General features: G+C 73.8%; 14 protein-coding genes. 6 read left to right on the top strand and 8 right to left on the bottom strand.

Features of this window, described 5'->3' with window-relative positions; translation table 11 throughout:
* Positions 1-121: 121 nt before the first annotated feature.
* Positions 122-1,006 carry a LysR substrate-binding domain-containing protein gene (locus AB0E77_RS12590; protein WP_361569142.1) on the top strand — a complete coding sequence of 295 codons (885 nt, stop codon included), beginning with the start codon at positions 122-124 and terminating at the stop codon, positions 1,004-1,006.
* 111 nt (positions 1,007-1,117) lie between these two features.
* On the opposite strand, the gene AB0E77_RS12585 is transcribed toward AB0E77_RS12590, so the two are convergent.
* Together AB0E77_RS12585 and AB0E77_RS12580 are read right to left on the bottom strand one after the other, a co-directional pair.
* Positions 1,118-1,762, bottom strand: a complete 645-nt coding sequence (locus AB0E77_RS12585; protein ID WP_361569140.1) for a GAP family protein — start codon at positions 1,760-1,762, stop codon at positions 1,118-1,120.
* Positions 1,763-2,020: 258 nt separating this feature from the next.
* Entirely contained in the window at positions 2,021-2,911 is an 891-nt protein-coding gene (locus tag AB0E77_RS12580) for an NAD(P)H-binding protein (RefSeq protein WP_361569138.1), read from the bottom strand.
* Between the two features lie 173 nt (positions 2,912-3,084).
* On the opposite strand from AB0E77_RS12580, the gene AB0E77_RS12575 reads away from it, so the two are divergent.
* On the top strand, positions 3,085-3,921 hold the full coding sequence (locus tag AB0E77_RS12575; RefSeq protein WP_361569137.1) for a LysR family transcriptional regulator: 837 nt from the start codon (positions 3,085-3,087) through the stop codon (positions 3,919-3,921).
* Positions 3,922-3,956: 35 nt separating this feature from the next.
* Here the strand turns inward: AB0E77_RS12575 and rmdA are convergent, their stop codons facing one another.
* From rmdA to AB0E77_RS12555, 4 genes are all read right to left on the bottom strand, one after another.
* Positions 3,957-6,101, bottom strand: coding sequence for a cyclic Di-GMP phosphodiesterase RmdA (gene rmdA / locus AB0E77_RS12570; RefSeq protein ID WP_361569135.1), 2,145 nt, complete (start codon positions 6,099-6,101; stop codon positions 3,957-3,959).
* Positions 6,098-6,910 (bottom strand): SAM-dependent methyltransferase, encoded by an 813-nt coding sequence (locus AB0E77_RS12565; RefSeq protein WP_361569134.1) that lies wholly within the window; start codon positions 6,908-6,910, stop codon positions 6,098-6,100. Before AB0E77_RS12565 ends, rmdA begins: the two co-directional genes overlap by 4 nt.
* Positions 6,911-7,130: 220 nt before the next feature.
* Positions 7,131-8,075: an SCO0930 family lipoprotein gene (locus tag AB0E77_RS12560; RefSeq protein WP_361569315.1), complete on the bottom strand. Its 945-nt coding sequence runs from the start codon at positions 8,073-8,075 to the stop codon at positions 7,131-7,133.
* A 190-nt stretch (positions 8,076-8,265) separates the two neighbouring features.
* Positions 8,266-8,730 (bottom strand): hypothetical protein, encoded by a 465-nt coding sequence (locus AB0E77_RS12555; RefSeq protein ID WP_361569132.1) that lies wholly within the window; start codon positions 8,728-8,730, stop codon positions 8,266-8,268.
* 94 nt (positions 8,731-8,824) lie between these two features.
* Between AB0E77_RS12555 and AB0E77_RS12550 the strand changes: the two genes are divergently transcribed.
* From AB0E77_RS12550 to AB0E77_RS12540, 3 genes are all read left to right on the top strand, one after another.
* Positions 8,825-8,956 (top strand): hypothetical protein, encoded by a 132-nt coding sequence (locus AB0E77_RS12550; protein WP_361569131.1) that lies wholly within the window; start codon positions 8,825-8,827, stop codon positions 8,954-8,956.
* Between the two features lie 15 nt (positions 8,957-8,971).
* On the top strand, positions 8,972-9,736 hold the full coding sequence (locus AB0E77_RS12545) for a hypothetical protein (protein ID WP_361569129.1): 765 nt from the start codon (positions 8,972-8,974) through the stop codon (positions 9,734-9,736).
* A gap of 250 nt (positions 9,737-9,986) precedes the next feature.
* Positions 9,987-10,505, top strand: a complete 519-nt coding sequence (locus AB0E77_RS12540) for a hypothetical protein (protein ID WP_361569128.1) — start codon at positions 9,987-9,989, stop codon at positions 10,503-10,505.
* A 133-nt stretch (positions 10,506-10,638) separates the two neighbouring features.
* On the opposite strand, the gene AB0E77_RS12535 is transcribed toward AB0E77_RS12540, so the two are convergent.
* A complete protein-coding gene (locus AB0E77_RS12535; protein ID WP_361569127.1) occupies positions 10,639-11,133 on the bottom strand; it encodes a hypothetical protein in 495 nt (164 codons plus the stop codon).
* Between the two features lie 331 nt (positions 11,134-11,464).
* Between AB0E77_RS12535 and AB0E77_RS12530 the strand changes: the two genes are divergently transcribed.
* Entirely contained in the window at positions 11,465-12,133 is a 669-nt protein-coding gene (locus tag AB0E77_RS12530) for a class F sortase (RefSeq protein ID WP_361569125.1), read from the top strand.
* A gap of 28 nt (positions 12,134-12,161) precedes the next feature.
* Here AB0E77_RS12530 and AB0E77_RS12525 read toward each other — a convergent pair whose 3' ends face one another.
* Positions 12,162-12,998 (bottom strand): polysaccharide deacetylase family protein, encoded by an 837-nt coding sequence (locus AB0E77_RS12525; RefSeq protein WP_361569123.1) that lies wholly within the window; start codon positions 12,996-12,998, stop codon positions 12,162-12,164.
* Positions 12,999-13,141 lie beyond the last annotated feature (143 nt).

Raw genomic sequence — 13,141 nt, 5'->3', positions numbered from 1 at the left:
GGTCCGTCCGCGTTGCCAGAGCCATGGCACAAGACGCTACGGGGGTGAGGGTCCATCGGTCCAAGACATGGTGTGCCTCGTTTCCATAGGGTCTGCCTATCGCGCGTCGTATGCTCGGGCTATGCAGTTCCAGCAGCTCCAGTACTTCGTGGCGGTCGCCGAGACCCGGCACTTCACCCGGGCCGCCGAGACCGTCCATGTGGCCCAGCCGTCGCTGTCGCAGCAGATCAGGGCGCTGGAGCGGGAGCTCGGTGCGGATCTGTTCCTGCGGGCGCGGGGCAACATCACGCTGACGGACGCCGGTGAGGCGCTGCTGCCGCTGGCCCGGCGCATCCTGGCCGACGCGGACACCGCGCGGCACGAGGTGCTGGAGCTGGTGCAGCTGCGCAGCGGGCGGGTCCGGCTGGGCGCGACGCCGAGCCTGTGCACGGGCCTGCTTCCCGACGTGCTGCGCGCGTTCCACGACCGCTACCCCGGGGTCCGGCTGCTGATCGAGGAGGGCGGCTCGCACGACCTGGTGCGGGAGCTGGCCCGCGGGGCACTCGACCTGGCCCTGGTGGTCCTGCCGCTGCCCACCGCGTCGCCGGCGCTGACCACGGTGGAGCTGCTGCGGGAGGACCTGGTGGTGGTGTCGTCGCCGGAGGCGCCCCGGCCGGGCGGCGGGCGGCGGACGGTGCGGATCGCCGACCTGGAGGGCGAGCGGCTGGTGATGTTCCGGCACGGGTACGACCTGCGGGAACTGACGGTGGCCGCGTGCCGCTCCGCGGGGTTCGAGCCGGACTTCGCCGTGGAGGGCGGGGAGATGGACGCGGTGCTGGGATTCGTGCGGGCGGGGCTCGGGATGGCGGTCGTCCCGCGGATGGTGGCGGCGCGCTCGGGCCGCGGACTGCGGGTGACCCCGCTGGCCCGCCCGGGCCTGCACCGGACCATCGCCCTGGCCCACCGCAGCGACGTGGCTCCGCCGCGGGCGGCGCGGGAACTGCAGCGGATGCTGCTGGAGCGGTGAGGGCAGCGCCTCCTGCCGCGCTTCGGCACCGGGCGGCACCCGCCCGCGGACGGCTTCCCGTCCCTCGCGGTGACGCCTCGCCGGCGCTGCGACGCACCGGGTTTCGCCGGGTCAGGCGACCAGCTCGACGATGCTCCGGGCGGTCATCCACAGGCCGACCACCAGGGAGAGCGCGACGACCAGCTGGGCCTGGTGCTGCTCCAGCCGGCTCCGCAGGGCGTTCAGGCGGGCGCTCGCGACCGCGGGCCTCCGGACGGCGTAGACCTCCATGACGATGAGGCTGAGGGTGGCCAGCAGGCAGTAGCCGCTCAGCGCGATCCAGTCGGCGAGGGCGGAGAGGTCCGCGTCGACGACCGTCGCCGCACCCGCGGCGACCAGTCCCCAGGACTGCAGCAGCCATGCGAGACCGGCCGCCGTGGCGGGGGACGCGTCGTCGATCCGGGCCCTCCAGCGGGGCGGGCCGTGCGGGCGGGGCGGCCGACGGTGCCGGTGGGCGCCGTACAGCACCAGTGCCAGACCGACGGCGAGTTTCACGTCGAGCACGGCGGCCCCCGGCCCGGTGTGACGGGCCGGGGGCCGGCCGCCGGTCAGCAGCATGACGCAGGCGATCACCACGACCAGGTTGACCAGCCACGACACCAGGAAGGCCAGGCCCTGGCGGACACCGCGCCGCGAGGAGAGCAGCAGGATGAAGGCGCTGTTGTGCAAGGGCCCCAGGGAGATGGCCGCACCGATCACGATCAGGTCGAGGACCATGGATCAGCCGCTCCCGGGTCTGGTGTCCGTGCGCCGCCTGTCGTCGGGGGACCGGCCGGTGGAGGAGGAGGAGGCGTCGCCGCAGCGCCGCAACCCGACTCTGCAAGCGGCGGACCGGGCCGGTCAAGCGGGCCACGCCCATGAGCCTCGCCGGACCGTTCGGGAAGCGCCTGACCGGCTCATGCGCGCCCTGGTTCCGACGAGACGCCGGGACGCCTTCGTCTCGCCTCCGCCTCTCGGCCGCTTCCGGCGCCGGGCTCAGACGAGTACGGCCGGCCTCAGGGTCTCCTCGCACCAGCGGCGGAAGCTCGTGGGCGCCGTGTCCGGCGTGCTGGGCGCGGAGGAGCCGTAGAAACCCTGGGTGTCCATCGCGGAGGCCATGTCGGCCAGTCCCCGGGCGCCGTCCTCGCTCGCCCCGAAGCGCAGCGCCGCCGCCCGGTACTCCGCCGGGGTGGTCTCCCGCACCCGCACCGGGCGGTCCAGCACGTCGGACATGACCTTCGCCATGCCCTCGGGTGTGAGGTCGTCGGGTCCGACCAGCGGGACGTCGGCCCGGCCGGTCCAGGTGTCGTCGAGCAGCAGCCGGGCCGCCGTCGCGGCGATGTCGCCGGTGGCGCAGGTCCGCAGGACCCGGTCGGCGGCGTACGCCACGCGGAACTCGCCCGTGGAGCGCAGGGCCGCCGCCTGAGCGAGCACGTTCTCCATCAGGAAGGGCGGGCACAGCGCCCGGTAGTGCACGCCGGTGGCCGCGATCCGGTCGTCCATGGCGAGCGAGGCGGAGATCGGCCCCGCGTTCTCCGCGACACCTCGTCCGAGGCTGGAGACGGCGACGACCCGTCGGACCTTCTGCCGCCCGATCACCTCGCACAGTGCCGTCGTGAAGTCGTGGAAGTGGCCCTCGACGCTGTCGGCGCCCGGCGCGGGCGGCACCAGCCAGAAGACCCGGTCGGCACCGGCGCAGGCCGTGCCGAGGAGGCCGGGGTCCGCGTGCGAGCCCCGGAACACCTCGGCCCTCTCGCGCGCCCGGGGAGTGAGGCTGCCGGGGTCGCGGGCGATCACCCGGACCGCGGTCCCGTCGCCCAGGGCGTCGAGGACGTTGTCGAGGACCTGCCGGCCGATGCCGCCGGTCGGGGTGGTGATGACGATCACGGACACACAACTCCGCTTCAGGGAGGGACGGATGAGGGACCGCGCCGGGTCCGCGGACCGGTCCCGCACGACCTCCGGCGCGTTCTCATCCTGTTCCGCGGCCCGGCGGAACTGAAGGACCGATCGGGTCCCGGTCGTTACCCTGAGGGCAATACCGAAGGGAGGCGGAGAGCATGGAGTCCCGTTCCCTGCGCTACTTCGTCGCGGTCGCCGAGGAACTCAACTTCGCCCGCGCCGCCGAGCGGCTGGGCATCTCCCCGCCGCCCCTGTCCCGGGCGATCCGCCGGCTGGAGGCCGAGCTGGGCGTCACCCTGTTCGAGCGGACGACGCACCAGGTGACCAGGACGGCGGCCGGGGACGTCCTGCTCGCCGAGGCCCGCTTCGCACTGGACGCCCTGGAAGCGGCCGGGCGCAGGGCTCGGCGCGCGGCGGCGGGACCGAAGCTGGTGCTGGCCGTGAAGGCCGACGGGGACGCGGGCCTGCTCGAGCCGATCCTGACGCGCTACGCCTCCGAGCCCGGGTCCGTGCCGGTCACCGTCCGGCTGTGCGGCTGGCAGGAACAGCCGGGGCTGCTGCGCGACGGCGAGGCGGACGTGGCCCTGGTCCACGCGCCGTTCGACGGCACCGGCCTCGACAGCGAGACGCTGGTCGTCGAACCGCGCGTCGCCGTCCTCGCCTCGGACCATCCGCTCGCCGCCCGCGACCGGTTGGAGCTGGCCGACCTCGGCCTGCGCTCCGCCACCATGGAGCGGCACATCGAGGAGGCCCGCCGCGGGCTGGGTGACCTGGCCCAGATGCTGACGGCCGTCTCGCTCGGCGAGGCCGTCACCCTGCTGCCCGCCTCGGTCGCCGGACGCTATCCGCGCCCGGGCGTCGCCTACCGGCCGGTGTCCGACGCACCGCCGGTCGTCCTGGCCCTCGCCTGGCCGTGGCAGTCCCGCTCGACCGCCACCGCGGCACTGGTGCGCGTGGCGGCCGAGGTCGCCGGGACCGCCCGCGACGGAGCGTAGGCGCTACGGGCGGCGCCCCGGGGCCGGGTCTCCGGTCAGCCCGTGGTGTCCACCAGCGCCAGCTCGTGCAGGCGTTCCGGCGGGCCCGGACGGGCGTAGTACCAGCCCTGGGCCGTGTCGCAGCCCAGGATGCGCAGTTGCTCGGCCTGGGCGCCGGTCTCCACGCCCTCGACGGTCACCGTGAGGTCCAGGCTGTGGGCCAGGGCCACGATGCCCTCGACGATCTTGAGGTCGACCGGGTCCGCCGGGAACTGCTGCATGCTCTGCGTGAAGGAGCGGTCCAGCTTGAGGACGCTCACCGGCAGCCGGCGCAGGTTGGCGAGGTTGGAGTAGCCGGTGCCGAAGTCGTCCAGGGCGATGTCCACGCCCATCTCGGCGAGCCGGCGCAGCGGCTTGAGCAGGTCGTCGTCGGCGCCGATCAGGGCGGACTCCGTCACCTCCAGGCAGAGCGCGTCCGGTGCGACGCCGGTCCGTTCCAGGATCTCGATGGTGTCCTGGACCAGCCCGGGGTGGGTGAGCTGGCAGGGCGAGAGGTTGACGTTGATCCGCAGCGGCCCGGCGGCGGTCGTCTCGCCGTACCGCTCGCGCCACACACGGGCCTGCCGCACGGACTGTTCCAGCACCCAGCGGCCCAGCGGGACGATCAGCCCGGTGTGCTCGGCGAGCGGGATGAAACGGTCCGGGCCGAGTACGCCGTGCTGCGGGTGCAGCCAGCGCACCAGGGCCTCGGCGCCGCGCACGCTGCCGTCGCCGAGGTGCACCAGCGGCTGGTACTCGATGAAGAACTCGCCCCGCTCCAGGGCAGCCGGCAGCGCGGTCGTCAGCCCGTGCCGGGTGATGACGCGGGCGTCGGCCTCGGGGTCGGCGAGCTCGAAGCGGTTGCCGCCCGCCGACTTGGCCCGGTACATGGTGATGTCGGCGCTGCGCAGCACCTCTGCCGGGCTGCGTTCGCCCGCCGGTCCCTCGACGATGCCGATGCTGCCGCGCACGGTCAGTTCGCGGCCGTCGACGCTGATGGGCGCGAGCAGCGCGTTCATGATGCGCCCGGCGAGCTCGTCCACCTCGTGGCGGGTGTCGGGGCCGGTGGTCAGCGCGACGAACTCGTCGCCGCCGAGCCGGGCGACCATCTCGCCGGGTGCGGTGGCGCAGGCCTGGAGCCGGTCGGCCACCTCCACGAGCAGCCGGTCGCCGGCCGCGTGGCCGAGGCTGTCGTTGACGGTCTTGAAGCCGTCGAGGTCGAGATAGCACAGGCCGAAGCGCTGGCCCGGGCCCGCGCCGAGGGCCTTCTCCAGGCGCTCGAAGAAGAAGCTGCGGTTGGGCAGGCCGGTGAGCGCGTCGTGGGTGGCCTCGTAGCGCAGCCGCAGATTGAGCAGGCGGCGCTCGGTGGTGTCCTCCATCAGCGCGAGCTGGTACTGCGGGGTGCCGTCGGCGTCGCGCAGCAGCGAGACGGTGAGGTTGGTCCACAGGACGGTGCCGTCGGGCCGGTAGAAGGCCTTCTCGCAGTGGTAGGCCTCGCGTTCGCCGCGCACCAGCTCCTGGTAGAGCCGCCAGGTCTGGGGCGCGTCGTCGGGGTGGGTCCACTCCCGGACGTTGCGGCCGCGCAGCGAGGGGTCGGTCAGGCCGAACATGCGGGTCAGGGCGCCGTTGACCTGGAGGATGTTGCCGTCGAGGTCCGCGATGCCGATGCCTATGGCGGCACCCTCGAAGACCGCTCGGAAGCGGGCCTCGCTGGCGTGCAGCGCCTCCGCGACCACGCCCTGCGCCCTCAGCGCGGCCTGCGCGATGGCCTCCTGCTCGGCGAGCGTACGGCCGCGCAGCGCCCCGGCGAACCCGGCCGCCATGGCGTGCTGGAGCCGCGCCGAACGTGCCCGCAGGGCCTCGGGGTCGCCGTCCCCTCCGCAGTACAGCACCAGGTAGGCGTCGACGCAGTCGAGGGTGCGGGCGAGGGCGTCGGGGTCGGTGCAGTGCACGTCGACGAGTGCCGCGCCGACCGCCTTCGCCTCCTCGGTGTCGAGGCTCCGGGCCCGCAGCAGCGCGCTCAGCCGTCGGGCCAGCGGCATCAGTTCTTCCTCGAACTCGGGCCGGGTCGACGACGTCGAGGTCACCGGGAAGACCGCGCGGCTCCAGATCGTCGCGAACCGGCGGAGTCTGTCCTCCGGCCCGCCCGGCTCCGCGGTCACGCCGTACGTCCCACGCCGGCGAAGCCCGAGAAGGCGTACGGGTCCTCGTCCTCCGGCGCCGTCTCCGGCCGCCAGCGCGGCATCGGAACCAGTCCGGGTTCCACCATGTCGTACCCCTCGAAGAACCGGGCGATCTCGTCGCGCGAACGCATGATCAGCGGATTGCGGATGTCCTGGTACACGTCCACCGCGCCCCCGGCCCGCTCGGCGGGGCCCGGGATCCCCTCGTACGAGGCGTGCGTGAGGACGAGCAGGCTGCCGGGCGCGAGCGCGCCGCTCAGCTCGGCCACCGCAGCGTAGGGGTCGTCCGCGTCTTCCACGAAGTGCAGTATGGCAACGAGCAGGAGGGCCACCGGCCGATTCAGGTCGATCAGCCGCTCCACCTGGGGACTGCCGAGGATGTCCCGCGGCTTGAGGAGGTCGGCGGCCACGACGTCGGCGTCCGCGTCGCCCTCCAGGACGGCCTGGCTGTGCGCCACCGCGACCGGGTCGTGGTCGACGTACACCACGCGGGCGCCGGGCCGGGCCTCGCGGGCCACCTCGTGGACGTTGCCGAAGGTGGGGATGCCGGAGCCGATGTCCAGGAACTGGTCGATGCCCTCCCGGGCCGCGAAGCGCACGGCGCGGCGCATGAACGCCCGGTTCGCCTGCATGATCTTGGGGAGTCCCGGCATGAACTCCATGGCCCTGCGGGCCGCTTCGCGGTCGACCTCGAAGTTGTGCGAACCGCCCAGGTAGAAGTCGTAGATGCGGGACACGCTCGGCACCGAGATGTCGATGCTCCGTGGGGCCCAGGCGGGACGCTCCATCTATCTCTCCAAGGGCTCGGGCGATCCGGTGTTCGAGCTGAGGCTACTGATCGCCCGCCAAACGAGCGAGCCCGAGCGGAGATTGACCGTCCGTTCCCGGTCACTGCCTGCGGCACGTGCCGGGCGCCAAGGCACGCCAAAGCGCGCGAAAGGTGCCGCCCCCTCCGCCTGGACACGGAGGGGACGGCACCGGGGAGGGGGCTGCGGGGAGAGGGAACCGTCACTCCTTCGGCGCGCCGACCGGCTTTCCGTCCGGTGCGACGGCGTACCAGGTGCCGCCGACGCCCTGGCCGTTGGTGTCGCCGGCCTTCTTGTCACCCGCGAAGGTGTAGATCGGCCAGCAGTTGACCGTCTGCTGCGCGCCGCCGTCGGGCCGGGTGAAGCTCATCAGGCCCTTCTTCACGACCCCCTTGGTGTCGTTCGCCTCCACGGGGGCCACGATCGGCCACTTCTCCAGACAGGCGCCGGTGCACGCGGAGACCGGCTTCGGCCACGCCTCGTCCTTCATGAAGCGGTAGACGGTCATGCCGTTCTTGTCGACGACGATCTCGCCGAGTTCGGGATCCTTGCGGGTGGACAGTCCCGCCAGGTCGGCGGCCTCGGCCTTCTTGCCGTCGGGGGCGAGGGCGTACCACTTGCCGCCGACGCCCTGGCCCTTGACATCCCCGACGGCGTCCTTGGCGTAGCGGTACGCCGGCCAGCCGCCGATGGTCAGTTGCTTGGTGCCGTCGGCGCGGGTGACCTCGCCGAGCAGCGCCTTGTCGATGCCCTCGCCGGCGATGGCGTCGTCCGCGGCCACCGGCGGCCAGGTCGTGGCGCAGTCGGCCTCGCACGTCGTCTTGGGCGGCTGGGCGGTGTCCTGGTCGAACCGGTACAGGGTGCGGCCGCTGCCGTCGGTCACGAGCTCGCCGAGTTCGGCGTCGGCGGTGACGGACAGCTTGCCTGCGGAGACGGGCGGAGCCGCGGAGGACTGTCCGCCCTTGGCGCCGAGCCCGTCGCCGAGGCCGGCTCCGGCGCCGATGGTGCTGACGTCGCCGGGCGCGGCCGTCGCTCCCACGTTCTGGCTGCCCGCGGTGCTGCCGCCGTCCTGGCCGCACGCCGTCGTCAGCGCCAGCACCGCCGCGGCGCTCGCCACGAGTGAGGCGCTCCGCCAGGAGGTCTTCATCGTCAATCCCCGATCGTCACAAAGGTGTTGCGGCGCCCTGCTGCGCCGACGCACGACACTGGGTACGCACGGCGGAGCGGGTTGTGTTCAACCGGGTGCTGATTTCTTTCTCCTGGCACTCCCCCTCGTACCCTCGTGCGGTTCCGTGCGCGGGCGCCCGGGCGCCGTTCAAACCGCGCGCGGGCCCTTCTCACGCGTTCGGGGCAATCACCGGCTTCTCCCGCATGGCAGCGCGCGCCGCGTCCGATGATCTCGTCGTGCATGGACCCGAACCGACCCGATCCGCTTTCGCCGGACGGGTGTTGGCCCTGGTGACGCTGACCTTCACGCTCGTCGGCACACCGGTCGGCCCGGCGCAGGCCGACGCCTGTGCGTGGGCCTCGACCGGCCCGGACGGCACCGAAGCGGTGGCGATCGCCGGCAGCGCCACCTGGCCCGCCTTCCCACCGTGTCGGGAGCCGACGCCCCCGCCGACGCCCACTCCGACCCCCACCCCCACTCCCCCTCCGACACCACCGCCACCGCCGCCTCCGAAGCCCACGCCGACCCCACCGCCGCCCGCGCCGAAGCCCACGCCACCGCCTGCGCCGAAGCCCACGCCGAAGCCCACGCCGTCACCGCGCCCGGCACCGGTCCGCCCGACGCCCGCACCCACGCCGGCACCGACTCCCCCGCCGACGCGGGCCCGGCCCGTCGTTCCCGCGCCCGCCCCCTCGGCCACGCCGACGCCCCGCCCGTCACTCACCCCGGTGCACTACCCGCGCCACCGCACCGCCCGGGTGCAGCAGCGGTCCACGCGCGGCGCGACCTCCCCCCTCGTCTTCGTCCTGCTCATCACGGTGCCCGCGGTGGTGGCCGTCGCCGCGCTCCGCGCGCGCTGATCCTGGAGGCTTCTCTTGCCGGAATGGCTTGTTCTCATCCTCGCGATGCTGGCCGCGTGCGCCGTCGTCGTCATCGTCACGCTCCTGCGGCACCGCAGGGCCTCCGACGACGAGGACGTCTCCGAGACACCGGACGTCATCGAGTACATGACGATGTGGATCGGCGTGGTGTACGCCATCGTCCTGGGCCTGGCCATCGCCGGCGTCTGGGAGGCACGCAGCGCCGCCGAGGACCATGTGCAGGCGGAGGCCGTCGCGCTGCACGAGATCTCCGAACGTGTCCGGGTCTATCCCCCCGATGTCCGTGACCGCATCCGGGAGGATGTCAACGCCTATGTCGGACACGTCGTGACGACCGAGTGGCGGTCCATGGCCGACGACGGCGAGGTCACCGAGCGGGGCACCGAGCTCCTCGACCGGGTCCGCGCGGACGTCACCGACTACGAGCCGCGGTCGGACTTCGAGGCCCAGGCCTACCAGCCGCTCGTCGACCAGGTGGCCGCCGCGGACCAGGCCCGGACGTCCCGGGCGGAGTCGACGGGGGCCACGATGCCGGGCGTGGTGTGGTTCGGGCTCATCGCCGGTGCCGTCGTCACCATCGGCATGGTCTTCGCCCTGCAGATCCGGCGCACCACACGGGAACTGGTCCTCGCCGGGCTGTTCTCCGCGCTGATCGCCTTCCTGCTCTTCCTGATCTGGGACTTCGACGCGCCCTACAGCCGCGGCGTCGCGGCGTCGACGGAACCGTTCCTGAGCCTGTTCCCGGGCGTCAAGGGCTGAGCCGGCACCGGCGGGGATGCGGGCCGCCCGCCGCTCCTACACGGGGAGCGGCCCGCACGCGCACCGACACGCCGATGCCGTCCTCCGGCCGCCGGGCCGCCGCCCCCCGGACGGCCCACACCCTTGCCCCATTCGCGCGACTGCGATCGCGCCCGCGAGCGGAGCTTCCTAGCGTTTCGGGCATCGAGGTGCATTCCTGGCGCGAGCGGAACAGGTCCGCAGCTGCTCCTCGGGACCCGGAGGATTCACCATGCGCGCGATACCCGTCGCCTCGGCCGCGCTGCTCGGCGTCGCCGCTCTCTCGTCCTGCGTGCCGGCCGGCGCGGCCGTCGGCGGCCACACGCCGTTCGGCTTCAGCGTCCGGCCCTCCACCGTCCCACCGGGCGGGGAGGTCACCCTGCGCGTGGACCGGAGCGACGGCGCCTGCCGGGGCCGGGTGAGGGTCGCGTCCCCGGTGTTCGACACGGTGGTCATCCCGCGCACGCAGGACTCGGCGCGGACACGGGTCGACCGGGACGCCCGGCCCGGCGCGGTCTACGAGGTGTCGTTCACCTGTGACGGGAGGAGCGGGACGGCGGAGCTGACCATCGCCGGCGGCCAGTCGCACCGGCCGGGCACCGTGCCGCCCAAGGGGGTGCACGCCGGTGAGGGCGGCAGCGTCGCCGGCTTCGACCTCAAGGAGACGGGGCTCGGCGTCGCGCTGATCGCGGGCTCCGTCGGTGTGGCGTACCACCTGTCCCGGCGCCGATCCGGCGAGGAGGGTGCCTGACCTCATGGTCCCGCGCCGACGTCGTCGCCCCGCGTGCACAGGGCGTCGCCCCGGATCCCCCTGAGGGTCCGGGGCGACGCCCTGTCGACGTGCGCTGCGCCGGGAGCGGTGACGGACGGGCCCGGAGGCGGGGTCAGATCCGGCGCTCGGACCGGCGGCGCAGCCAGAACAGGCCGGTGCCGGCGACGGCCGCGGCCACGAGTCCGCCGCCGATGGCGATGTCCGTCGGCGTGGCGCCGCTCGAGCTGCTGCCGCCGAGACCGCCGCGGACGCCGCCGATGACGGTGAAGGCGGACGGGCGGGTCAGCGTGCGGCCCGAGCAGTTGACGGTGATGTCGTAGGCCCCGGGCCGGGCGTCGTTCCTGATGGTCGCGGTGCCCCGGGAGGTCTCGTTGGCCCCCCGCACCGGGGTCAGGTGGGCTCTGCCGAACGCGTCCGAGGTCATGCTCCCGCCCTGCGGGCAGCCGTCGACCGTGACGGTCAGCTGACCGCCGCGCGCGATGACGCTGGGCAGGGCGACGATGTTGCTCGGCGTGTTGTGGTCGCCGCCGGCGGTGGCCGTGGGGGCGGCCATCCCGAGAACGGCGACCGCGGCACCCGCGGCCGCCAGGGCACGAAAGTTGCGCATGTCATCCTCCGCGGAAGGCGCCCCGGGACCCGTCCCCGGTCGATCGGCGAGAAAGCGCCTCCCAGAGAGACCCTCAGTTGCCCTGCCCGCCACCGCACTTCGGGAGTGGTCCGTCCTGGTGAGGGGCTATGCCGGGCCGGAACCGGCGAGTGGATATCGCCGCAGGTCACGGACCGTCAGGAAATTCCGGCCGGGCGTGTCCCGGATGGCGCACCGCCGGGTGCGCGGGCCACCCGTTCGCATGCGCCCCGTCGCCGCTCGGGCGCACCGCGCTTAGCGTGCTCGTATGCGCGGACGCCCCGGCGACGGCCGGGCCGAGAGGGGAAGGCGAATGTACGGGTCCGAGGAGCTGGCCGAGGAGGAGGAGCGGCGGCGCAAGCGCGCTCCCTGGGGCGTGATAGCGCTGGTTCTGCTGACCGGGCTCGCGCTCATTCGCAATGGTTCGGGGGAGTTCGACGAGGGCCCGCCGCAGCCCGCCTCGGCGGCCGCCGCCGACACCCGGGTCGCCGGCGGGGAGAACGCCGTCGCGGGCCTCGCCCCGCTGGCGTACGCGGTGCCCGACCGGGTCGCGATCCCCGCCATCCAGGTCGACGCGCCGATCATGCCGGTGGGCCTGGACGCGGACGGCTGGGTCGGCGCGCCGCCGCCGGAGGACCCGAACCTCGCCGGCTGGTTCACCGGCGCGGTCTCCCCCGGTGAGAAGGGCACCGCGGTGGTGGTCGGCCACGTCGACAACAAGCAGGGCCCCGCCGTCTTCTACGGGCTCGGTGCGCTGAAGAAGGGGAACAGGGTCGAGGTGTCCCGGCAGGACGGGAAGACCGCGGTGTTCGAGATCTACGGCATCGAGGTGTTCGCGAAGGACGACTTCCCCGGCGACCGGGTGTACGCGTCCAAGGGCACGCCCGAACTGCGGGTCATCACCTGCGGCGGTGGTTTCACCAAGCAGAACGGCTACGACGGGAACGTCGTCGCCTTCGCCCGCCTGGTCGAGGTCCGCTGAGCGGGCCCGTCCGGGCGGGCGGCGCGCGTCACACCTGCTGCCGCCGGGGGACGGTGAGGTGGTAGCCGGAGTCCAGCAGCTGCGGCAGATAGGTGCGCAGGGCGCGCACGGTCTGCGAGCGGTCGCCCCCGGCGTCGTGCGAGAGCACCACGACGCCGGGGGCGGCGCCGTCCTCGACCCGGTCGACGATGGTGGCGGTGCCGGGGGTGGTCCAGTCGAGGGAGTCGACGGTCCAGGCGAGGGGCTCCATGCCGAGTTCGGCGCCGAGCTGGAAGACCGCGCGGTTCCACGCCCCGTAGGGGGCGCGGAACCAGCGGGGCGGCTCGCCGTAGGTCTTCTCGACGATCTCGCAGGTGCTCTCCATCTCGGCGCGGACGCGGCTGCGGCTGAGCTTGGTCAGCAGGGGGTGGGACCAGGTGTGGTTGCCGACGACGTGGCCCTCGTCGGCCATCCGGGACAGCAGGTCCTTGTAGTAGCCGGCCATCTCCCCGCACACGAAGAACGTCGCGTGCACGTCGTACTCCGCCAGCGTGTCCAGGATCTCGGGCGTGTAGTGGGGGTCGGGTCCGTCGTCGAAGGTGAGCATCATGGTGCGGCCCCGGCCGGACATGCGCAGGATCGGTTCGCTGCGCACCGCGGGCCGGCGGGGTCCGGTCCCGGGTGTGCCGTATCCGGTCAGGGGCTGGAGGCGGTAGGCGGAGGGCTTGAGCGGGCTCTGCGCCTGGGCGCCCGCGGCGGGTGCGGCCGGCCGGGCCGGTCCGTGGCCCCGGCCCGCCGCGAGGACGCCGGCGGTACCGGCCGCTCCGGCCGCCGCGGCACCGGCGAGCAGGGCGCGGCGCCGTGTGAGCAACTGATCCTTCTTCATGACTCATCCCTCGCCCGGACAGGGGCCGACGCCCCTGAACGACACCGGTGCGGCGGCACGGAACCACCCGCGCGGCGCAGCGAGGGCCCGCCCGGGCCGGCCGCGGACGAAGGGGCCCGTGGCCGGAGGCGGGGGTTCCGATA

The sequence above is a fragment of the Streptomyces sp. NPDC032940 genome (assembly GCF_040636935.1).
In the GTDB taxonomy this organism is placed as follows: Bacteria; Actinomycetota; Actinomycetes; order Streptomycetales; family Streptomycetaceae; genus Streptomyces.
The sequence above is the reverse complement of the archived record's forward strand: the minus strand, read 5'-3'. Positions and strand labels throughout refer to the sequence as shown.

Bases quoted from the DNA above. Each gene is read 5' to 3' on its own strand.
- AB0E77_RS12585 (WP_361569140.1), bottom strand. From the start codon at position 1,762: ATGGTCCTCGACCTGATCGTGATCGGTGCGGCCATCTCCCTGGGGCCC.
- AB0E77_RS12565 (WP_361569134.1), bottom strand. From the start codon at position 6,910: ATGGAGCGTCCCGCCTGGGCCCCACGGAGCATCGACATCTCGGTGCCG.
- AB0E77_RS12575 (WP_361569137.1), top strand. From the start codon at position 3,085: ATGGAGTCCCGTTCCCTGCGCTACTTCGTCGCGGTCGCCGAGGAACTC.
- AB0E77_RS12525 (WP_361569123.1), bottom strand. From the start codon at position 12,998: ATGAAGAAGGATCAGTTGCTCACACGGCGCCGCGCCCTGCTCGCCGGT.
- AB0E77_RS12560 (WP_361569315.1), bottom strand. From the start codon at position 8,075: ATGAAGACCTCCTGGCGGAGCGCCTCACTCGTGGCGAGCGCCGCGGCG.
- AB0E77_RS12540 (WP_361569128.1), top strand. From the start codon at position 9,987: ATGCGCGCGATACCCGTCGCCTCGGCCGCGCTGCTCGGCGTCGCCGCT.
- AB0E77_RS12590 (WP_361569142.1), top strand. From the start codon at position 122: ATGCAGTTCCAGCAGCTCCAGTACTTCGTGGCGGTCGCCGAGACCCGG.
- AB0E77_RS12530 (WP_361569125.1), top strand. From the start codon at position 11,465: ATGTACGGGTCCGAGGAGCTGGCCGAGGAGGAGGAGCGGCGGCGCAAG.
- AB0E77_RS12535 (WP_361569127.1), bottom strand. From the start codon at position 11,133: ATGCGCAACTTTCGTGCCCTGGCGGCCGCGGGTGCCGCGGTCGCCGTT.